Annotated in this window: 18 protein-coding genes; 10 read left to right on the top strand and 8 right to left on the bottom strand. The window is 43.4% G+C overall.

Going from position 1 to position 22,623, the window contains the following annotated elements:
- The first annotated feature begins 26 nt into the window (after positions 1-26).
- Complete coding sequence (locus COR50_RS12860; RefSeq protein ID WP_098194363.1) at positions 27-644, top strand: DUF4230 domain-containing protein; 618 nt, start codon at positions 27-29, stop codon at positions 642-644.
- Here the strand turns inward: COR50_RS12860 and COR50_RS12855 are convergent.
- A complete protein-coding gene (locus COR50_RS12855; RefSeq protein ID WP_098194362.1) occupies positions 641-1,363 on the bottom strand; it encodes a hypothetical protein in 723 nt (240 codons plus the stop codon). The two genes, COR50_RS12860 and COR50_RS12855, sit on opposite strands and share 4 nt — an antisense overlap.
- A 207-nt stretch (positions 1,364-1,570) precedes the next feature.
- On the opposite strand from COR50_RS12855, the gene COR50_RS12850 reads away from it, so the two are divergent.
- On the top strand, positions 1,571-1,879 hold the full coding sequence (locus COR50_RS12850) for an RNA recognition motif domain-containing protein (protein ID WP_098194361.1): 309 nt from the start codon (positions 1,571-1,573) through the stop codon (positions 1,877-1,879).
- A 116-nt stretch (positions 1,880-1,995) separates the two neighbouring features.
- Here the strand turns inward: COR50_RS12850 and COR50_RS12845 are convergent, their stop codons facing one another.
- On the bottom strand, positions 1,996-3,318 hold the full coding sequence (locus tag COR50_RS12845) for a dihydrolipoamide acetyltransferase family protein (RefSeq protein WP_098194360.1): 1,323 nt from the start codon (positions 3,316-3,318) through the stop codon (positions 1,996-1,998).
- A 112-nt stretch (positions 3,319-3,430) separates the two neighbouring features.
- Entirely contained in the window at positions 3,431-4,684 is a 1,254-nt protein-coding gene (locus tag COR50_RS12840) for a CinA family nicotinamide mononucleotide deamidase-related protein (protein ID WP_098194359.1), read from the bottom strand.
- 75 nt (positions 4,685-4,759) lie between these two features.
- On the opposite strand from COR50_RS12840, the gene dacB reads away from it, so the two are divergent.
- Positions 4,760-6,163, top strand: coding sequence for a D-alanyl-D-alanine carboxypeptidase/D-alanyl-D-alanine endopeptidase (gene dacB / locus COR50_RS12835; RefSeq protein WP_098194358.1), 1,404 nt, complete (start codon positions 4,760-4,762; stop codon positions 6,161-6,163).
- 63 nt (positions 6,164-6,226) lie between these two features.
- Here dacB and COR50_RS12830 read toward each other — a convergent pair whose 3' ends face one another.
- Together COR50_RS12830 and COR50_RS12825 are read right to left on the bottom strand one after the other, a co-directional pair.
- Complete coding sequence (locus COR50_RS12830; protein WP_098194357.1) at positions 6,227-6,637, bottom strand: acyl-CoA thioesterase; 411 nt, start codon at positions 6,635-6,637, stop codon at positions 6,227-6,229.
- Between the two features lie 21 nt (positions 6,638-6,658).
- Positions 6,659-7,066, bottom strand: a complete 408-nt coding sequence (locus COR50_RS12825; protein ID WP_157760817.1) for a DoxX family protein — start codon at positions 7,064-7,066, stop codon at positions 6,659-6,661.
- A 308-nt stretch (positions 7,067-7,374) separates the two neighbouring features.
- Between COR50_RS12825 and COR50_RS12820 the strand changes: the two genes are divergently transcribed.
- The 3 genes from COR50_RS12820 to COR50_RS12810 are packed head-to-tail and all read left to right on the top strand — an operon-like array spanning position 7,375 to position 13,194.
- Positions 7,375-10,452 (top strand): tetratricopeptide repeat protein, encoded by a 3,078-nt coding sequence (locus tag COR50_RS12820; RefSeq protein WP_098194355.1) that lies wholly within the window; start codon positions 7,375-7,377, stop codon positions 10,450-10,452.
- A gap of 50 nt (positions 10,453-10,502) precedes the next feature.
- Positions 10,503-12,167: a TonB-dependent receptor gene (locus COR50_RS12815; RefSeq protein ID WP_157760815.1), complete on the top strand. Its 1,665-nt coding sequence runs from the start codon at positions 10,503-10,505 to the stop codon at positions 12,165-12,167.
- 34 nt (positions 12,168-12,201) lie between these two features.
- Positions 12,202-13,194: an HU domain-containing protein gene (locus COR50_RS12810; RefSeq protein ID WP_098194353.1), complete on the top strand. Its 993-nt coding sequence runs from the start codon at positions 12,202-12,204 to the stop codon at positions 13,192-13,194.
- Positions 13,195-13,454: 260 nt separating this feature from the next.
- Here COR50_RS12810 and COR50_RS12805 read toward each other — a convergent pair whose 3' ends face one another.
- Together COR50_RS12805 and COR50_RS12800 are read right to left on the bottom strand one after the other, a co-directional pair.
- Positions 13,455-14,351, bottom strand: a complete 897-nt coding sequence (locus tag COR50_RS12805) for an SDR family oxidoreductase (RefSeq protein WP_232516163.1) — start codon at positions 14,349-14,351, stop codon at positions 13,455-13,457.
- Between the two features lie 24 nt (positions 14,352-14,375).
- A complete protein-coding gene (locus COR50_RS12800) occupies positions 14,376-16,454 on the bottom strand; it encodes a prolyl oligopeptidase family serine peptidase (protein ID WP_232516162.1) in 2,079 nt (692 codons plus the stop codon).
- A 196-nt stretch (positions 16,455-16,650) separates the two neighbouring features.
- On the opposite strand from COR50_RS12800, the gene pfkA reads away from it, so the two are divergent.
- Positions 16,651-17,634: a 6-phosphofructokinase gene (pfkA, locus tag COR50_RS12795; RefSeq protein ID WP_098194351.1), complete on the top strand. Its 984-nt coding sequence runs from the start codon at positions 16,651-16,653 to the stop codon at positions 17,632-17,634.
- A 10-nt stretch (positions 17,635-17,644) separates the two neighbouring features.
- Positions 17,645-19,135, top strand: a complete 1,491-nt coding sequence (gene pyk / locus COR50_RS12790) for a pyruvate kinase (protein ID WP_098194350.1) — start codon at positions 17,645-17,647, stop codon at positions 19,133-19,135.
- Between the two features lie 150 nt (positions 19,136-19,285).
- On the opposite strand, the gene COR50_RS12785 is transcribed toward pyk, so the two are convergent.
- Complete coding sequence (locus COR50_RS12785) at positions 19,286-20,461, bottom strand: MFS transporter (RefSeq protein WP_098194349.1); 1,176 nt, start codon at positions 20,459-20,461, stop codon at positions 19,286-19,288.
- A gap of 167 nt (positions 20,462-20,628) precedes the next feature.
- On the opposite strand from COR50_RS12785, the gene COR50_RS12780 reads away from it, so the two are divergent.
- Positions 20,629-21,990 carry an NAD-dependent succinate-semialdehyde dehydrogenase gene (locus COR50_RS12780; RefSeq protein WP_098194348.1) on the top strand — a complete coding sequence of 454 codons (1,362 nt, stop codon included), beginning with the start codon at positions 20,629-20,631 and terminating at the stop codon, positions 21,988-21,990.
- A 19-nt stretch (positions 21,991-22,009) separates the two neighbouring features.
- A complete protein-coding gene (locus COR50_RS12775) occupies positions 22,010-22,588 on the top strand; it encodes a Crp/Fnr family transcriptional regulator (RefSeq protein ID WP_098194347.1) in 579 nt (192 codons plus the stop codon).
- The last annotated feature ends 35 nt before the right edge of the window (positions 22,589-22,623 follow it).

Here is a 22,623-nt window from a genome sequence, read left to right as displayed (position 1 = left end):
TTGGAAAGCAGATTACCACCAATATTATGAAGAAAATATTAGCTTGGATTGTCATCCTGTTTATTTTAATCGCGGTTTTCGCATTGGGCAAGAGATACGGAAGCAAGACCGTAACGCAACAGGTAGTTTCCAATAGTTTCGTTGTTAAGGAGATCGCAGAATTGGCCACCCTCGAAGTGCGGGGAACTGCCAGTATAAAGCGGAGTAATATTGAAAATTCAGGGGACTGGACCGATAATCTGAAAAAAACATTCGCTGAAAATACCGTTTGGGTGAACGTACCCTATATAGCCAAGTATGGAGTTGACTTGGACGACAAGAATTTTAAGCTCCATTTTAAAGAAGGCGAGGGTATTACCATCGAGTTACCGGCACCCAAATTACTCTCCTACGAGCTAAGGCTCAACGAAATGGAAGCATCCGCCAGGAAGGGTTGGTTCACGTTTTCAGATGATGAAACGTACACGGAAGTACAAAAGAAATTATACCAACAATCCCGGCAACAGCTGGCCGGCAATAAAATTTATACCGACCAATCCAAGAAAAAAATCAAGGGCATACTAGAAAATTATTACAGTCCTTTAAACATAAAGGTTACCGTTCGTTTCGATGATGAAAAAATGGATAAGATTACGCTGCCTTAAGCCGCATGCGTCGAAATATACTTTACCAGCGACCTTTTAGCAATGGGTAATAATGTTTCCCTTACTGGCACCACCAGGTCAGTTTCAATACAAAAGACGGCAGGGTTCGGGAAATCCCATTGATGCTTTTTAATTAGCTCATATTTTATTTGCTCCCTTGTATTGCTAAAGCTTTTCTTGAAATGATAGCGGTAATCCATATGAATCCCCCGGTACTGCTCGTCGTGCCGTTCGAACAATGTTACCCGGTACTGGTATACGAGGGTGCCTCGGTGGCGCCCATCTCGCAGCAACATAAACCCTTCATCCATCTTTAGCGGCATGATACCTACCGGTTCAACGCCAAGATGTTCTTCAATAAAATCGTAAATACCGGTACCTTCCTGGATCGTGCCTTCCATCTCGGCAATAGCATATTCTATAATATCTTCCAGTTCAGCCATCATTTCATCATCATTCACAATCCTTTCATACAATAGCTGGACCTTTTCCAGGTCAACCCCGGAAAGTTTTTTGGGAAATTGCTGTTGCATCCAATGTTTATGTTCTTTGATTGCGACCAGGTTATTAAAATGAAAAACGAGGTCAGATAAAGAAGGGTATAATTTCACCTGGTTGAAATGTTCATTTATAGCTTGTAAATAAGCCAGGAGGGTGTATTTCTTCAATTCGAAATCAATATATCCGTCTGCAAACCAAGTATGACTGAGTTGACGCATAATTACAGGTTTAATGGGCTCTATTAATATACAAAAAAATAAGCAACTTCCCCATTTCAAAATTCCTGCCTTGCCCGCCACCGGGAGGTATTTAAATTATTGGCGACCTGGTAGTTATATGACATGCTAAAATATATTAGGGGTGAATCTGTTTTTGCGGTATATTTACTAAGTTCAATATTATCTCATTTTTTAACTTTCATTCTCATGAACATCTACGTAGCCAACCTGAACTACAGGTTGAACGATGAAGACCTTCACCAGCTCTTCAGCGAATTCGGACAAGTAACCTCAGCTAAGATCATCAAAGATCATGAAACTGGCCGTTCCCGCGGTTTCGGTTTCGTGGAAATGCCTAACGAAGAAGAAGGATTAAAAGCTCTGGAAAATCTGAATGGCAGCGAGGTGGATGGTAAACAATTAACAGTAAACGAAGCTAGACCCAAGCAACCGAATAATAATTTTAGAGGTGGTGGTAATAGCCGTGGTGGAGGATATGGTCCACGTCGTTACTAATCACCATTTATTCGAAAAAATAAACGCGCCGGTGAAAATTCGCCGGCGCGTTTATTTTTGCTCTACAGGGATGGGCCACAACCCATCCCCAGCCTATCGTGAACCCATCACGCGGATTATAGCCCGCGTTCCGGATCAAAATTCTCCAATTCCGCAGCCACTGCACTCAAGAATGATGCCCCGATGGAACCATCCACAATACGGTGATCGTAGCTCATAGAAAGGTACATCATATGACGGATCGCTATAGAGTCGCCTTGCGGTGTCTCGATCACTACCGGCCGTTTTTTAATCGCGCCAACAGCCAAGATCGCTACTTGGGGTTGGTTGATGATCGGTGTGCCGCCCAAGCTGCCGAAAGTACCGACATTTGTAATGGTGAAGGTACCATTCTGGGTATCATCGGGCTTCAATTTATTGTTCCTGGCAGCGGTAGCCAAGCTATTTACCTGTTTGGTTAACCCGACCAAGTTCAGCATATCTGCGTTCTTAATAACGGGAACGATCAGGTTACCACTTGGTAAAGCTGTTGCCATGCCGATATTAATATCTTTCTTGATAATGATCTTATCGCCATCGATAGAGCAATTCACCAACGGGTATTTCTTTATGCATTTCACGATTGCTTCGATGAACAGGGGCATGAAAGTGATCTTCTCCCCTTCGCGTTTTTCGAAAGTACCCTTCACACGGTTTCTCCAGTTTACCATGTTAGTAACGTCCGCTTCCGCGAAGCTACTTACGTGCGGGCTCACTTGCTTGCTTTTCACCATATGATCCGCGATCAACTTGCGCATGCGATCCATTTCGATGATCTCGACATTGCCCCCGTAAGAACGGCTTTCGGGGTTAGCTGCTTTCGCAGGCGCCTGGGCAGTTGTATTTTCTATTGGAGCTGAAACGGGCGCTGTAGCGGCGGGAGCCACTTTCCCGGCTTTCTTATCCGCCACGTATTGCAAGATATCTTTTTTCGTTACACGGCCTTCATTTCCTGAACCCGGAATCTTTTCCAATTCAGAGAAACTTACACCTTCCTGTTGTGCAATTGTTAAAACAAGCGGAGAATAAAAACGGGGTTCGTTGCTACTTAAAGGAGCAGCTGTAACGGGCGCTTCCTGTGCTACCGGGGCAGGAGTCGGCGCTTCTTGCGTTGTTGGCGGTTCGGGCGCAGCAGGGCTTGCAACGGCGCCGGCGCCGTTTTCTGTTTTGATCCGTGCAATGACGGTACCAACGGGCACTACATCGTTCTCGTTAAATAGGATTTCGGATATTTCACCATCCGCTATAGAAGGAACTTCGCTATCCACTTTATCGGTAGCAATTTCCAATACGGTATCATCCACTTTTACGGGATCTCCTGGCTTTTTATGCCAACGCAGAATGGTTGCTTCCATAATGCTTTCACCCATCTTGGGCATCACCAATTCGACTATAGCCATAATTTTTGTTTTAGTGTTTTAGTGTTTAGCGGGTCACAAAAATAAGGGAATTGCACCTAAATCGCGCAGCTTCGGCCCTAATATCAGCACGGTGCCGCAATTTTCACGGGAATTACAGCTTTGCTTCAACAAATCGTTTCAATTGTACGAGCGCCGCCGTAATCGTCAATGCCGTATTCCTTTTGCGATCGTATCTCCATTCGTATTTCCGCGTGTAAGCCCGCTTATTATTGGCCGTGGCAATCCAGACGGTACCTACCGGTTTATCATCTGAGCCACCGCCCGGCCCCATAATACCGGTCACCGCAACGGCATAATCGGTATGTAATACTTTTAACGCCCCGTTTACCATTTCGAGTGCCGTTTCTTCGCTTACTGCGCCATATAATTTTAACGTATTTTCCTGTACACCTAAAATTCCCGTCTTTACCTCGTTAGCATAACTGGTCACACCACCTTTAAAATAATCGCTACTGCCTGCAATCGAGGAAATTACAGCGCCGATTCCGCCACCGGTACAACTTTCTGCCGTACCGATACTGGCGCCTGCTTTCCGCATTATTTGCGCTACGATTTCAGCCATGGATATATCTTCATCGGCCACCATGATATCTTCCACCAAAGCTGCAAGCTTATGAAATTGTATTTCCAATTCTTTTTCAGCAGCGATTTTATCTACGCCGTTAGCCGTTAACCTCAATTTTAAAACACCGAAACTAGGCAAATATGCCAACTTGATATTCCCGGGCAATTGTGCTTCGAAATCCACCAGTCTTTCCGCAACAAAAGATTCTCCCATGCCTGCCGTTAACAATGTTTTATGTAATAGTCCCGGGGGTTGAAATTTCTCAACCAAGGCCGGGATTACCGATGCTTCCATCAATCCTTTCATTTCAAAGGGCACGCCCGGCATCGATACGAATACTTTTCCGTTTTGTTCGAACCACATTCCCGGCGCCGTACCTCTTAAATTATCGATCACCGTGCAAACATCCGGCACCATGGCCTGTTGCATATTTCTATCCAGGGTTGCCAGCCCGCGTTTCTGCATCATTTCAATCAACCTGGCTTTCGTGGGCGCATGTTCTACCAACTTCCCGCCGAAATACTTGCATAAGGTAGGTTTCGTGATATCATCTGCTGTCGGCCCTAATCCCCCGGTGATCAAGATGATATTTGTTTTCGATTTTTCCTCATCCAAAGCCTGTGCGATCGCGTTGGCATCATCCCCGATCGCCACGCGGCGATGTACCCATATGCCTGCCGCGTTCAATTGCTGCGCCATCCAGGCAGAATTTGTATCAATAGTCTGTCCTATCAAGAGTTCATCCCCGATCGTAATTATAGTGGCAGTAACTTTTTCCACGCTGAAAGGTTTTTAAATAAACGATAAACAAATTTACAGGAGAAATAATTGCCAACACATTATTAATTTAGTCGCATGAAAAAAATACTTTCCCTCGTTGTGTCGAGTTGTATCTGTATAACGATGCAGGCACAACAGATTGAAGGCACACTTCAGAAAGCCATTAACAGCTTAGTACAAGATGATCAATTTAAATACGCCTCCTATTCCATTTGCGTTTTGGATGGCAATAGCGGTAAAATATTATTCAAGGTCAATGAAAACCAAGCGCTGGCGCCAGCATCTTGCCTGAAAGTTTTGACCGCCGCAACGGCTTTAAAAAAACTGGGACCACGATATCAATATAAAACCCGGCTACAATATACCGGTCATATCGATAGCGCGGGAACTTTGCATGGCGATATCATTATTAAAGGCGGCGGGGATCCAAGTTTGGCTAGCCCGCGCTGGTCATCAACCATTGAAGAAAAATTACTCGATAAATGGACAGCTGCCTTACAAGGCATCGGCATAAAAAAAGTGAATGGCAGGATAATCGGCGATGATAGTTTTTTCGATACGCAAACCACTCCCGATGGCTGGATCGTACAAGACATCGGCAACTATTACGGGGCCGGGCCAAGCGGGCTAAGCTGGCGTGAAAACCAGTTCGACATCTTACTAAAACCAACACAAACCGGGAAAGAAGTAGAGTATATCCAGATGAAACCCTGGATCCCTCAATTAACACTGGTCAATGAATTAACTACCGGCGCCAACGGAACAGGGGATAATGCTTACGTTTACTCTGCACCGTACAGCAATATTGCTTATATGCGCGGTACCGTCGGCGCAGACGAAAGAAACTTCGACATCTCCGCCTCCACGCCTGACCCGGCATTAGATGCGGCATTCCGTTTGAGAACCGCACTTAAATCAGGCGGTATCGATGTAACCGGGGAATTTACCACGGTAAGACGTAATCAACAAGCGATTCCCGCTGAAGGCACTACTATTGACATTACCACCTCCCCCGGGCTTGACAAGATCATATTTTGGTTCTTAAGAAAAAGCGTCAACCTTTTCGGGGAACATCTGATTAAAACGATAGCATACGAAGAGCATTTGCCGGTTTCCACCAAGAACGGCGTTACGGCGCTTCGTTCGATATGGCAAATGGAAGGTATCGATTCTAATTCCATGAATATTTTTGATGGAAGCGGACTTTCCCCGGCCAACCGTATAACAACGGAAAGTTTGGCCAAGGTAATGTTCCTTGCGCAAAAGGAACCCTGGTTCAATGTTTTTTACGATGCATTACCAACCATTAACCAGTTGAAGATGAAAGACGGGTATATCAACGGCGTGAGAAGCTACACGGGTTATGCAACGGCTAAGAACGGTCACAAATATGTATTCTCTTTTATAGTAAATAATTTTGTAGGATCGCCGGGTACAGCAAGACAAAAAATGTGGCGGTTACTAGATGAATTGAAATAAATGCTGGGGGGCGATCGCGATCGCCCCCCGCATTTGTGATCGCCCCCCAGCATTCGCCGCAGGTTATTTAAAATAAGGCAGTAGCCGTTCATTCAGTGCAGGAGGTAGACCTACTTTTTTCTTAGTTGTAGCATCAACGAATACGAGTGTAGTCACACCGACATTTAGCAATTCATCCTTTTCATTATACAATTCGCTGTGAAACTGGATTTTAGAAGCGGAAGGTAATTCTTTCAAAATTGTTTTTACGGTGATCAAATCATCGTAAAATGCTGGTCTTAAATATTTAACATTTAATTCGGCGACCGGCATAATTACGCCTTGCTCTTCTAACTCGCGGTAAGTAAAGCCCAGTTCGCGTATAGCTTCCGCCCTGCCTACTTCATAATACAAACCGTAATTCCCGTAATATAAATAACCCATTTGGTCGGTCTCACCATACCGCACCCTGATTCGTGTCGTACTCGTAAACATGGTTCTACAATTATAATATTATCATTTCCAGATCAGGCTATCCAAGGAGAAACGGCCCGGTCCGCAAAGCAATAATACGAAGAAAGATGCCAAATACATCATACCTGGCTCTTGTTTTGCAACGGCATCATTGCCATGGATCATGAAAACGATCACGCACATGCAAATAATTACAGGGATTGCTGCTAAACGTGTAAAAAGTCCGATCACGGCCAATCCGGCACAAAATACTTCAGCGAAAATGACCAAGGTCAAGGAAATTTTGGATGTGACGTGAAATGGATCGGGGAAAGATCCCGACATCTGGCTAAAATTCTCGATTTTCATCCAGCCATGGGTCATCAGCAGGATACCGAAAACCAGGCGGATCACAAGTAAAGAAAAATTAACGGAACCATTGGTAAAGCGCACAGAAAATAGTTTTCTCATAGATTTAAATTGTGGTTTGATTCTTGTAAGGATGATCTCCATGCAAGATAAGGAATTGCCATATTATTGCAGCCCGAGTTATCCACATCTTGTGCTTATCCACAACACTGTAGATAACCTATCGCCAGGTAAAGAGCAGAATCGATTATATTTGTTCCAAAGGCCAACTTCCACGCGCAGTTTACGGGGAATCCAGCAGTTCCCGGGTGGAATTGGATGCTCTCTTTTGGGTGTACCAGTTAGGGCTATTGAAATATTTTAGCGGACAATTCGTTTTAAAACGCAAACAAAGGCTTAAAGGATAAAGCATGAAGCAATTCATAACACGCATTTTTATTTCCCAAAGGGTTACCTGTTGGGCTATTGCCGTTTCAGGGGCCAGTGTCTTGGTGCCTAGCATGACACATGCCCAGCAAACCAAGATTTATACTGACGAGGATAAGACTTTTAAAGATGCTCAATTACTATATAAAGAGGGCAAATATGCCGTGGCGCTACAAATGTTCAGGCAAGTAATCGATGAAGTCGGTTATTTCAAAGAAACGAACCGCTCGCTAGTTAATGCGGATGCGCATTACTATTACGCAGTTTGCGCTTTGAAGCTGGGCCAACCCAATGCTGAACAAGTAGCTTTGGATTATGTGAAAATGTTTAACAATACCCCGAGGGAACAACTTCTTAGTTACGAGCTTGGGAAATATTATTTTCATAAAAATCAATTTAAAGAAGCGATTCCCTATTACGAAAATGCGAGCATCGACAACCTTTCTAATGACGAGATCGCGGATGCCAAGTTCGAACTGGCGTACTGCTATTTCAACGTGAAAGATTTCAAGAAAGCCCAACCGCTTTTTGCATCTATCAAGGAAATTCAGAATAAATATTATATCCCGGCGAATTATTACTACGGTTTCATCGCTTATTACAATAAACAGTACGCGGAAGCATTAAGAAGCTTCCAAAGGGTTGAAAAAGAACCTAAATACGCGACGATCGTCCCTTACTATATCGCGGAGATCTATTATTTCCAAAAGCAACATGATAAATTGTTGGCCTACGCGCAACCGTATATCGACAAAGGCAACCTTTATTACGATGCCGAAATGAGGAAATTAGTTGGTCAAGCTTATTTTGAGAAAGGCGAATACAAGAAAGCATTACCTTACTTAGAAGAATTTAATAAAAATGCCGACCAGGTTAGCCGTGAAGATGTATATGAATTGTCATTCAGCCATTATCAAAACGGGAATTATCTCAAGGCGATCGACGGTTTTAAACAACTCAGCAGCGAACAGGATTCCTTGGGACAAAACTCTATGTACCTATTAGGCGATTGCTATTTGAAAACAAACCAAAAAGCAAATGCCCGGAATGCCTTTGCATTTTGTTCCCGCAATAGCAGCAACCCGGTGCAACAAGAAATATCCAGGTTCAACTATGGCAAATTATCTTACGAATTAGGTTATGCCGATATCGCATTGGCAGAACTAACAGGCTTCCTGAAATCTTATCCTGGTTCCAAGTACAATAAAGAAGCCCGCGAAATTATCGTGGGATTATTTATGAATACGAATAATTACCGCGATGCTTTGGCTACTATTGAACAGATCGGGGAAAAATCCCCTACCATTCAAAAAGCGCATCAAAGGGTTGCATATGGCAGGGCCACGGAATTGATAAACGACGGGAATCTTGCTGAAGCCAACCGTTTATTGGACGAAGCGCTCTCTTACAATTTCGATCCTGAAATAAAGAGCCTCGCGCAATTCTGGAAAGCTGAAATCGCTTTGCGTCAAAATAAAAGCGAACAAGCAATCCCTTATTTGAAATCATACCTTTCCAGCACATTCCCCCCTACTTCCGGGGAAGCAAATGCACAGAATGCCAGCTATAACCTCGGTTACAGCTTGTTGAAAGCGGAGAAATATTCTGAAGCGCTTCCTTATTTCGAAACGGCCCAGCAAGCAAAGGGACCGAATGCCTCTAGGATCGCCAGTGATGCTGCATTGAGAAGCGCCGATTGCTATTACATGGTAAAAGATTACGGCAGGGCCAGCGCTATTTATGATAGAATCATCGCTAACAATGATCAAGGGGCGGATTATGCCACCTATCAAAAAAGCGTGATCGCGGGATTACAAGGAAGGAATAACGAGAAATTGAGCTTGCTGAAACAATTGAACAGCAAATTCCCGAACTCTCCATTTAACAATGACGCTGAATTTGATATCGGTAACACTTACCTTTCTAACCGTCAATACAACGAAGCGATACCTTATTTCAAAAATATTCTCGACAAACAACCTAACGGCGCCAACGCCCCCAAGGCTTTGTTGAAGCTTGGGCTGGCATATTACAATGCGGGCAATCAAAGAACTGCCATCTCTTATTACAAGCAAGTGGCAGAAAAATTCCCCAATACCTCGGAAGCCAATGAAGCAGTAGAAAGCTTGAGATCCATTTATCTCAGCGAAGGAAAAACGGATGAGCTGACGGCGTTTATGAAATCTATCGGTAGAACTTTGAGTACTTCGGCAGAAGATTCATTGACCTATACTGCTGCAGAAAATAAATTCATGCAAAATGATTATACCGCTGCGGCCAATGCATTCAATAGCTACTTGCAACGTTATCCCGACGGGCAGTTCGCATTATCAGCCAATTTCTATAAAGCTGAATCTTACTATAATGTAAAAGATTATAAGAATGCTTTGAGCGGGTATGAATACGTATTGTCACAAAGCGCTAGTCCTTTCACGGAACGTGCAGCTTTACAGGCGGCATCATTAAATTATTCGCAGGAGAAAAATTATCAGAAAGCATATGATTATTTCCTAAAACTACAGGAAGTAGCTACTTCGAAAGAAAATAGCCTGGCTGCAACACGCGGGTTATTGAGATCCAGCTACCAGTTAGAGCAATGGGATAATATTTCGCAATACGCGGAGATGTTGCTTTCCAGTACGAATATCAGTACGGATGATCAGATCATCGGTCATTTCTATCTCGGTAAAGCACAACAACAAAAATCGGCTTACGATGAGGCAATCCGTGAATACAAAACCGTGATCGGCCTTACCAAATCAGAAATTGGCGCCGAAGCAAGGTACAATGTTGCTTATTGTTACTTCTTGAAAAATGAACTGTCTACCGCCGAAAAATCAGCCTTCGACGTGATCAAGAATACGCCTTCATACGAATTCTGGATCGCCAAAACATATATACTGTTGGGAGATATATTCACCAAGCAGAAAGATTATTTCAACGCGAAAGCTACTTTCCAAAGCGTGGCAGAAAATTGCCCGATCGAGGCATTAAAAAATGAAGCGAAAGAAAAACTGGAAAAAGTGACCGCGGATGAGAAAGCTAATTCAAAAATTAAGTAGACAGGTTATTGTTCAAGATAAATAACATGTATCAAAAAGAAACTTTAGGAATGAACCGCATATTCAAATATAGTACACGCTTATTCGTTGCATTAGGAGCCGGGCTTTTGATCGGGCCCGCTGCCTTTGCACAAGATTCCCTGAAGCAGGCAACCATCGAATTGATTTCGACCTACCAGCCCAAGCTGCGGGATGCCGCCAAGTTGAATTTAACCGCCAGTCTCCCGGCTGCCGATACCAGTAGGGCACGTATGACTTACGATATTCCGGCATTGAACCTCAACTTCATGTACCAACCGGTTCCCTTGCGACCACTAGCCCTGGGAAAAGACTCGGTAAATGCCTTGCAGAATAACTTCGTGAAAGTGGGTTTCGGTAATCTCAAAACCCCGCTCGTGCAAGCAGGCATCGGCAGCGGCAGAAATGATCAATACAATTTCGGGCTATTCGTTAATTACATCGGGTCCAAGGGAAATATCGAGTATCAAGATTATAACAACGTGAACGTTTTAGCCTCCGGTACTTACTATTCACCCTTGTTCGAGATTGATGGCAAAGTAGCTTACAACCGCAACCAGGTTCATTATTATGGATACGATCATGCATTGTACGATTATAGCAAAGCGGATGTAAAACAAACGTTCAACGAGTTTATAGGTAAAATCGGTCTGAAAAACAGGCCTACCAACGAATGGGGTTTCATTTTTAAACCGGCTGCGGAATTTATTTATTTCAATGATGCCTTCGACCGTAACGAGCGCACTTTCACATTGAAAGCCTTGCTTAGAAAACAAATATTCGAAGACATCTACCTGCAAGCGGAAGGCATTGCCGACCTATCAACCTTCAAGGAGAAAGACCTCGAAAGTATTAACAATAACGTAGTAAGCATCCATCCTGCATTGGAAATTGCCAAACCCGGATTTTTCTTGCATGCCGGTGCAAACCCTACCTGGACGAACGGTTATGATAATACTGGCTTCGTAAAGAGTAAATTCTATTTGTTGCCGGACATCGTGAATGAAACGCATCTCGTGAAAAAGAAATTAATTCTTAGCAGCGGTTGGATTTCATATTTCGAGAAGAATAATTTCCGCAACCTGGCCCAGAAAAATCCTTTCATCGACAGCTATCCGGGTGAACCGGCAAATACCCGTATCGAAGAGCGGTATACCGGTATTAAAGGTACTATCGGCGGACATTTTAACTACAATACAAAGTTTTCCTCTATCGTATATGAAAACATGGCCCTTTTCGTAAATAATGATACCGACGGTAAAACGTTTAATGTTAGGAACGAAACTGAAATGAAAGCGTTCCAAGTACATGCGGAAGTTGGATATATAGAAGAAGAAAAATTCCAGGTGCGTGTTTCAGGAGATTGGTTTAATTACCGCAAACAGGCGACCGAATTAAAACCTTGGGGCTTGGTGCCATTTATGGCTAACCTGAATGCACAGGTGAGCGTGGCGAAGAAATTACATTTAACAGGGGACTTATACGGTTTCAGCGGTAGCTATTACCTGGTGGCGCCAAATGATTTCGCTAAAACAGACGGCGCCTTCGATTTAAACCTCGGCGCTAATTACGATATCGGGAAGAACGTAAACCTTTGGATAAATGCGAATAACCTGTTTAACTCGGAGTACCAACGTTGGAACGGTTATAAATCCTACGGCTTTAACATCGTCGGTGGTATAATGCTGAAATTTTAATCGTAAACTTGTATTCTAAACTAGTTAACAGCCCATGTTGCAACAGTATATCGCTGAAGTTTTATATAAACAACAAACGTGTGTAGTACCCGGTTTGGGGACTTTCACAGTCGAGCATATCCCGGCACAGTTTGATGTTGCAGAAAAAAAACTGATGCCGCCCAAGGAACAAATTACTTTCAGTAATACTTGGACGGACGACGGTTCCTGCGTGCAATGGATCGCCAATAACGAACATCTTGTTTCCGATGTAGCCAAGCTCAAATACGATAAATATTTAGAAGAATTAAAATCGCAACTAGCTACGGGAGCGCCTTTTGTCATAGATGGTATCGGCACTTTGAGGATGAATGCCAACCAGGAGTTGCAATTCATCCCCCAACAGATACCCGGTTCTTTCGAAGCGCTGGATGTACAGCATGTATTAAGGGGCGCTGATGCTCCGCCACCCGTTGTAAAAGTTGGTAATACGGAGCAGGTGAACCAAGAAGTGGTGGAACATCTTTCTGCCGCACCTTTTGAAGAAGAAAATTCGGGTAGGTTAAAATGGTATTGGATTGTATTACCAATTTTGGCAATCGTTGCTGTAGTAGTAGTATGGTTGTTGTATAAAAATATGTTGCCAGGCCAGGAAAGTATTTTTCCAGCTGCTCCCAATACAACTTTAACCTCCAGTAAAGCGGATAGTACCCAGCAACAAATGAATACCGCGGATTCAATAGCGAAAACTGCGGCAGATTCATCAAATAATATAGTTGAGGCTCCCCAGGTTGTAGCGAACTGGCCTGAAGATTCTATAATTACCTACAAAGTAATATTTGAATCCAAGCCTACCTTAGCGTCTGCAACGAAAAGATATGAACAACTGAAACGATATAAGCAGGATGTTTATATCATTCCAGCAAAAGACTCCAGCCAATATTTTATTGCTATTCAAAAAAGCTCAGCAGTCCAAGATACAGCCGCGGAAACTTCGAAAATCAGGATAAATTACGGTTCAAAAACCTCTAGTATTGTTTTTGAATAAATGAATTTTTTGGCAAGCATTATCATTGTAGGTACAGGTTCCGACCTGTACCTATATTTTTTCATCTATGTTGGTCAGGGTCGCGACCCTGACCAGCAGATTCTGACCAGCTGATTCTGACCAGATGAATCTGAACAGATGATTCTGACCAGCTGACCCATTCTGACCAGCTGATTCTGACCAGATGAATCTGAACAGCTGATTCTGACCAGCTGATTCTGACCAGATGATTCTGACCAGCAGATCTGGATCTACAATTGCTACAATTGCTCCAATAACCGAATCCCCTCATTAAATGAAATCGGTTGATAACCGAGTACAGCCTTCGCTTTTTCAATTATAAAACCAGTTTTGGCAGGTCGCATAGCGGGTTGTGTGAAAGAATCGGCATCAACAGGAATCATTAACCCTGCATCCAAACTGTAATATTTTGCAACCTGCTGAGCCATTTCGAATGGGGTAAGCATTTCCTCTCCACTGATATGAAAAATGCCTCCAGCCCTCTTCCCGGCAATTAAACGGCAAGCTTCCGCCAGATCTCCTGCATAAGTGGGCGTTCTCCATTGATCCGTTACCACCTTGATATTTTTTCCGGAGCGAAGGTTATCCCTCACCCAGGTAATGATATTGCCCCTTTTAGGATCATCGGCCAAACCGTATACCAATACGGTTCTTACGATAGCCCAATTCTTAGCGGTTTGCATGACGACCCTCTCGGCTGCCACTTTGGATGCCCCGTAATAATTAACCGGGTTTACCAGGTCTTCTTCACGGTAGGGTCCTGATAGCCCATCAAAAACAAAGTCTGTAGAGAGAAATACTAGGAATGCACCAACCTCGTTCGCAATCTTGACAATTTGTTCCGTTGCCGTAACATTCGTATTCCAACAAGCTTCCTTATTTCTTTCGCAATCGTCGGCTTGCGTCATCGCCCCGGCATGGATAATAACTTGTGGCCGGTGCTTTCTAACAAGGGTTTGAAATGCTTCTTCGCTTGTAAAATCGACCGGTTCGTAAACATACCCCTCGGTTTGTTTCAAACGGTTAGCTCCCCTGCTACAAGCGATGCAGCGGATCTCCTTCTGTTGGCTATATAACTGCACCAAGTATTTTCCTAGCAAGCCGTTACTCCCGGTAATCAATACTTTTTCCATCATTCAATTTATTATAGCTTTTTCTTATTAATCTTTATACTCCATTCCAAGGTTGTACATCGTGAATGCCCAAACATCCGTCGCTTCATCGATAACTTTGGATACCGGTTTACCGGCGCCATGCCCTGCTTTTTCCTCTATCCTAATAAGTACCGGGTTATTACCTGCTTGGTCAGCTTGTAAAGTGGCGGCGAATTTAAAAGAATGTGCAGGTACAACGCGATCATCATGATCTGCCGTAGTAATCAACGTCGCAGGATATTCAACGCCTTTTTTCAAATTATGAAGAGGGGAATATTTATATAAATATGGAAATTGATCAGCTTTATCACTCGAACCATATTCCACTACCCAGGCCCAGCCGATCGTAAACTTTTGAAATCTCAGCATGTCCATCACACCTACTGCGGGCAATGCCACTTTAAACAAATCGGGGCGTTGCGTCATACAGGCGCCTACGAGCAATCCGCCATTTGACCCTCCCCTGATGGCTATTTTATCTTTGTTGGTATATTTTTCTTGAACCAAGTAGCTGGCAGCGGCAATAAAGTCATCGAATACATTTTGTTTCCGTTCCAACATGCCCGCTTTATGCCAAGCTTCGCCGTATTCACCCCCACCCCTCAAGCAGGCAACGGCATAAATTCCTCCCTGCTCCATAAAAAACAGGTTCGATGTACTGAAGCTAGGCGTTAACGAGATATTAAATCCCCCGTAAGCATATAATAAAACCGGGTTATTACCATCTTGGACTAACCCTTTCTTATATGATATGAATAAAGGAACCTTCGTGCCGTCTTTACTGGGATAAAAAACCAATTTCGTTTCAAAATCAGCCGGGTCAAACTTTACTTCAGGTTGATAGAATAGGGATGATTTGCCGCTGGCGATTTCATATTTATACACTGTAGTCGGAGCGGTATAGGTCGAAAAGGAATAAAATACGATATCATCTTCAATCTTCCCGCTGAAACCGTTTGCTGTACCGAGACCCGGAAATTTGATCTCCCTTTCGCGGGTACCGTCTTTTTGATACTGCACCACTTTACTTACCGCATCCTTCATGTAACTAGCGAATAATTTCCCGCCGGATGATTGCACCCCGCTTAAAGTTTCTTCTCCCTCCGGAATTATTTCCTTCCATTGTTGCTTGCCTGGATTTCGCGGGTCAATTTGGACTAATTTATAATTAGGGGCATCCTCATTTGTATAAACAAGTAACTGATCACCAACATTATCAACAGCGGAAGGGTCATATTTAAATCCCGGCACCAGCACTTTCAGCGACTCTTGGGCAGGATTTTGTAGATCGCGATACAATAATTCGACACCCGAAGTACCCTCCGACGCCGATACAAACAGGAATCGCTCATCTTCAGTCACCCCTGCATACGCCGTGCGCAAAGGGTGTTCATTATCGACATATATTAATAGATCTTGTTCCTGTGCGTCACCGATCCTGTGGTAATACACTTTGTGGAACTCATTTTTCCCGGATAATTGACTTTCTTCCGAAGGTTCGTCGTAGCGGCTGTAATAAAAACCATCTCCTTTCCAAGCGATACCGCTAAACTTGATCCATTCGAGATGATCTTCGAGCAAAGTCTTGGTATTGACCTCCATTATAAAGGCCTCCTGCCAATCGGAGCCGGATTTTGAAATAAAATATACCATATATTTCCCATCCTTGGAAAAGCCCAGGTTCCCGAGTGCAACAGTACCGTCGTTTGACAATTTATTGGGATCTAAAAAAATTTCGGGTTCCCCCTCTAAACCCTCTTGCCGGTAAAGGATGGATTGATCTTGCAAACCATCATTTTTAAAATAATAATAATATTTACCTTCCCTCCAAGGATTGCCAAGCCGGGGAAAATTAATCAGTTCGGCCAAGCGCTTCCTAATTTTATCTTTAAAAGGGATTTGTGCCAAGTACGAATCGGTAACTTTATTTTGAGCATTAACCCATTCCTTGGTCGCTTCGCTATTATCATCTTCTAACCAACGGTAAGGGTCTTTTACGACTGTTCCATGGTAATTATCGACCGAATCTACCTGTTTTGCCTGTGGATATGCCAGTCTAATTTGCGCAAAATTGTTGCTAGTCATGAGAATCAAGGTTATACAACCAAATAAAAAGAATTTCATGCGAATATCACACATAGGGTTAAAATTTTAAAAATTTAAGTGACTTATTTGATTATTTTTAAAAATTACGGTTATTTCATGAGATAAAAATTAGAAACAGAAGTAAAAAATGTTATTTTTGTGCGCCCTGTCCGGGTATCATATATTAACGTAGTCTATGAAAAAAGTGAATAACATCGCGGTTCTCACTTCCGGTGGCGATGCACCGGGCATGAATGCTGCCATACGTGCAGTGGTGAGAACGGGAATATACCATCAGTTGAATGTTTATGGCGTAATGTACGGTTATAGGGGAATGTTGACTGGAGATATTTTTCCCATGGAAAATCAAACTGTGGCCAACATTATCCAACGCGGGGGCACCATCCTTAAAACTGCCCGCTGTAAAGAATTTTACGAGTATGAAGGTAGAAAAAAAGCTTATGAGAATTTAAAGAAATTCGGCATTGATGGTATTGTGGTGATCGGTGGTGACGGTTCTTTTAAAGGAGCCCAGAAATTCAGTACCGAGTTCGATATCCCTTGTATCGGTTTACCCGGCACTATCGATAAAGACATTGCAGGTTCCGACTTCACAATTGGTTTTGATACGGCCGTGAATACTGCGGTTGAAGCCATCGATAAGATCAGGGATACCGCGGATGCGCATGATCGCTTATTTATTATAGAAGTAATGGGACGTGATGCAGGCTATATTGCTTTGCATAGCGGGATTGCCACCGGCGCTGAAAATATCCTGATGCCGGAACGTAAAACAAATATTGAAGATATTATCGACGACCTCCAAGCTAACGAACGTCGTCAAAAATTGGTAAACTTAATCGTTGTAGCGGAAGGAGATGAATTTGGCGGTGCCAACGAAGTTGCCAAAGCTGTTAAAGAAAGATTACCCCACTTAGATACACGCGTTTGTATATTAGGCCACATCCAACGTGGTGGCAGCCCTACTTGCCTGGATCGCCTCGTTGCCAGCAGGATGGGCTACGCAGCCGTAATGGCGCTGCTTGATGGCGAACACCACAACAACATGATCGGTATCGTCAATAATCAAATTGAGTATACACCTTTAGACCATGCTGTAAAAGCTACACAAAAAATTGATCCTGAATGGTTCAAGATCGTTAAAATACTTGCGAGTTAAATTTTATGCTATGAGTACAAAAGATTTGTCTAAATACTATCACAAGCAAATGGACAATGCTGCCGCGCGCCAACACTCTTCCCACAAAACGAAGATCGTTGCCACGGTAGGTCCCGCCTGCGATACTTATGAAAAATTGTTGGAACTGGTACAAGCCGGGGTGAATGTTTTCCGTTTGAATTTCTCGCACGGAGATCATGAGAATAAATTAAAAATCATTTCTTACATCCGCCAAATAAATAATACCGAACCTTATAATATCGCCATCCTGGCCGATTTACAAGGCCCAAAATTACGCGTGGGTGAAATCGAAAATAATGCCCTTCCCCTGGTAACAGGTGATATATTGACTTTCGTCAACGAGAAGGTTGTTGGTACCAAAGAAAAGATCTACGTGTCTTACCATGATCTTCATAAAGATGTAAAACCGGGCCAGAAAATCTTGTTGGATGATGGTAAGATCGAAACCATCGTTCGAGAAGTTACCCCGAACCATGAAATTAAAGCGGAAGTTTTACTAGGCGGTATCCTTTCCTCCAAGAAAGGGTTTAACCTTCCTGATACAAAGGTGAATTTGCCTGCCCTGACGGAAAAAGATGAAATTGACCTACAATTCATCATCGATAACGAATGTGATTGGGTCGCCTTATCCTTCGTACGCAGCGCCAAGGATTTGATCCACCTCCGCAAGAAGATCGAAGAACGCAATTCAAAGATCAAGATCATCTCCAAAATCGAAAAGCCGGAAGCAATTCAAAATTTGAAAGAGATCATCTGGGAAAGTGATGGCGTGATGATTGCCCGCGGTGACCTCGGTGTTGAACTGCCGGTTGAACAAGTGCCGATGATCCAAAAAGATATCATCCGCAAATGTATCCACCGCGCGAAACCGGTAATCGTTGCTACGCAGATGATGGAAAGTATGATCGATCGTACCCGCCCCAACCGTAGCGAAATCACCGACGTTGCTAATGCCGTGCTGGAAGGCGCCGATGCGGTAATGTTGAGCGGGGAAACAGCTACCGGTCAACACCCGACCCTGGTTATTGAAACGATGACAAAAATCATCCAGGAAGTAGAAAAAGAATCTATTATTTATAACAGGAATTTGATTCCTCACCGTCACTCCCCTACATTCTTAAGTGATGCACTTTGCTACAATGCATGTAAGATCGCTGAAGATCTAGAGGCCGATGCATTGATCGGGATGACGCAATCGGGATACACGGGCTTCATGTTGAGTAGCTACCGTCCTAAATCACCGTTGTACGTATTTACCAAGGAGCAATCACTGGTAAACCAATTGAGCTTAAGTTGGGGAGTACGTGCCTTCTATTATGCAGAAGAACACAGTTTGGACGAAATTATTTTCGATCAAATCAATATCCTGAAAGAACGCGGCTTCTTGAAAACAGATGATGTAGTTGTAAATACAGGTAGCACACCTGTAAAAGAACATTTACCTACAAATATCATCAAGATTACCCGTGTAGAGCAATAGTTGACATTTTTAGATGGTAATAAAGATAAACGCACACCTTCAACCGGTGTGCGTTTTATTTTTTATGCCCAATCCAGGTATTTATTTTAATGCTGGGGGCAATACTGTTTATATCCTTAAAGACATTAAAAAAATGTTACCGCTGCGTAGCTATTTTAACGCCAATTTATTGCCGGGCTTATAAGTCAAGAAATAAATAAGAAATGCGCATCCGGCAAGTAAAAGCGCCGCAATACAAACACCGCCCCATTTAGCGATTCCCCAAACCCATAACCCGATCCCTGACCCCGCAGCAGTACCGAGGAAACTAATCGTCATAAAAACGGTATTCATCCTGTTACGTGCTTCCGGAAGTATCGCGTATATCCTCGTCTGATTCGAAACATGGATGCCTTGTAATCCCAAGTCTAAAAGGATAATACCTATAATAATTCCAATAACATTGGTCCTGGAGAACCAAAATAATACGAACCCGGCTATCATAAATGTAATCCCGTACCCGATCGCGATCCTGGGATTTTTATTATCTGCAATTTTGCCGATCAACGGAGCGCCCAAGGCGCCGAATGCAGCGGCTAATCCCATCAAACCGATTACTTCACTGCCATAATTAAATGGTGGCGCTGCTAATAAAAACACGACTGTAGTCCAGAATAACCCGAAAGTAGCGAAACTACAGGCATTGATAGCAGCCGCTTCCCTTAATAACGGCTGTTCTTTCGTGAGTGTCAGCAAAGATCGCATTAAGCTACCGTAGGTACCTTCGAACCGCGGCTTACTTAACGGGAAAGTCGCGAACATAACGATCAATAATACGGTCGAGATTCCACCGGCGATCCAAAACATGGCCCGCCAGCCGAAATGCGCACCGATGATACCACTTACGGTTCTCGATACCAATATACCCACCAATAGCCCGCTCATGATTGTACCGATAACCTTACCCCTCTTCTGCGGTTCTGCCAAATGCGCAGCCATCGGCAAGATTAACTGCGGCACTACCGATGTAAAGCCAATGAAAAAGCTTACAACTTTAAGGATAAGAATATTTCCGGACAATGCAGCGGCGAACAATGATACTACCGCCAGTGCCGTCATAATCAATATCTGCTGCTTACGCTCTAATTTGTCGCCCAAGGGTACGCAAAACAGCAAGCCCATCGCATAGCCAAATTGATTCAAAAATGTAACTTGTCCCGCATTGCTTTCAGATACGCCAAAATCTTGGCTGATCAAGACGAGCAATGGCTGGCTATAATATATATTCGCTACGATCAAGCCTGTCGATAAGGCCATGATCATGATATTAGATCTACTTAAACTCATAACTTATACTTTATTCCCCTTCTTTTTTGGATATGCAAAATTACGTAACTCCCGGATCTATAATTGTGTTATTTATACGACAACTTGTAGGATTGGTGACATTAAAGCTATAATTGCCGTAAATTTATAGTCTTGTAGCACCATTTCACTTAAAAAACCCTTGATTTATGAGTTTTAAAAGTATTAACCCGTATACGAATGAAGTTGTTGCGAATTATGTAGCGGATACTGCCGCCTCGATTGAAAAAAAACTCGGCCTGGGGCATCAACAATTCCTCGAATTCCAACATTCTAGCCTTGATTTGCGTAAATCTATGATGCTTTCATTGGTTAAACACCTGGAAGATCATGCAGATGAGCACGCGGCTATCATCGTTACCGAAATGGGTAAGACACATAAAGAAGCAAAGGCAGAAGTGCTAAAATGTGCAGCTACAGCTAAATATTACGTGGAGCATATCGCGGAAATGTTGCAACCGAAACCGCTACCATCCGATGATTCCGTCAAAAGTTATATCTCCTACGAAGCAAAAGGCATCATCTTAGCAATAATGCCGTGGAACTTCCCATTTTGGCAGGTTTTCAGGTTCGCGATACCCAATATCCTTGCCGGGAATACTGCCGTATTAAAACATGCTAGCAATGTGAGCGGTTGCGCATTAGCTATTGAGCAGATCTTCCTGGATGCAGGTTTCCCACCGGGAACATTCCAAACGCTACTCGTATCATCGAAAGACATTGAACCTGTTATCGCGGATGTGCGCGTACAAGGAGTAACAATAACCGGAAGTACCCCGGCGGGCATGAGCGTGGCTTCCTTGGCAGGAAAATACCTGAAAAAATCGGTATTAGAACTCGGTGGCAGCGACCCTTTCATCGTATTGAAAGATGCCGATATCGCCCAAGCTGCAAAGGTAGCAGTACAAGCAAGGATGCAAAATGCAGGACAGTCTTGCATCGCGGCAAAAAGGTGGATCGTTGAAAAAAGTATTTTAGCTCCCTTTACCGAACAGGTAACGAACATTATTCAAAATATTAAACAGGGAGATCCTACCAGTACCGGGACAGATATGGGGCCAATGGCCAGGCTGGATTTAGCCAACGATTTAATGAAACAACTGCAACAAAGTATAAGGCAAGGTGCAAAATTAGTTACCGGCGGACAACAGCAAGGCTGCAATGTGTTACCGGCGCTCTTAACCGGCGTACAACCGGGTATGACAGCCTTCGATGAAGAAACCTTCGGCCCTTTAGCTGCTATTACTTCCGCTAATGATGAAACACATGCTATACAACTTGCCAACACTACTAATTTCGGGCTCGGCGCATCCTTATGGACAAACGATTTGGAAAAAGCAGCCGCGCTGGTCAAGAGAATCGAAAGCGGGAACGTATTTGTAAACGCGATGGTTCGCTCCGATGCTAGGTTGCCCTTTGGCGGCATTAAACAGTCGGGGTACGGAAGGGAGCTTTCGGAAGTAGGCGCCCATGAATTTTTAAACATTAAGACGGTGTATTTGCAAGAATAATACCGTCAAAACAGGATCTATGAGCACCGCGATAGTTAAAGAACAAATACGGAAACTAACCAATTTGGAGGAGCAGGATTGGCAAGATTTTGAATCGATCTTGCAAGCTTTTGAATACCGTCAAGGTCATACCCTTGTAAAAATAGGCCATCCCGTTCACGCAATCTATTTTATAGCGGAAGGCGCTGTCAAGGTTTTTACTTTAAACGGCGAAGAGGAGATCAACTTGGACTTTGCATTTCCCAACATGTTTGTAACGGCTTACCATTCATTTATTACACGCACCCCCTCCCTTGTTGGCTTGGAAACATTGACCGATGTAAAAGGTTACTATTTTGAATATCAACATTTGCAGGAACTTTATCAAAAATCGCATACCGCGGAAAGAATCGGCCGGCTATTAGCCGAGCAGCAATACATACGCAAATACTTACGGGAGTTATCATTCCTAAAATTCACGGCGCAAGAACGCTACGTTCAATTATTATCCGAACATGCCGAGATTGCCCAGCAGATCCCAATTAAATACATTGCCAGCTACCTGGGCATCGCCCCCGAAAGTTTAAGCCGTATCAGGAAACAATTAAGCGGGAAATAATTCCTAACATTTGTTAGTTCGACCGGGTCCACATT

The sequence above is a fragment of the Chitinophaga caeni genome (genome assembly GCF_002557795.1).
GTDB classification, from domain to species: domain Bacteria; phylum Bacteroidota; class Bacteroidia; order Chitinophagales; family Chitinophagaceae; genus Chitinophaga; species Chitinophaga caeni.
Note: the sequence above shows the minus strand (reverse complement) of the source record. Positions and strands in the feature narration are given on the sequence as shown.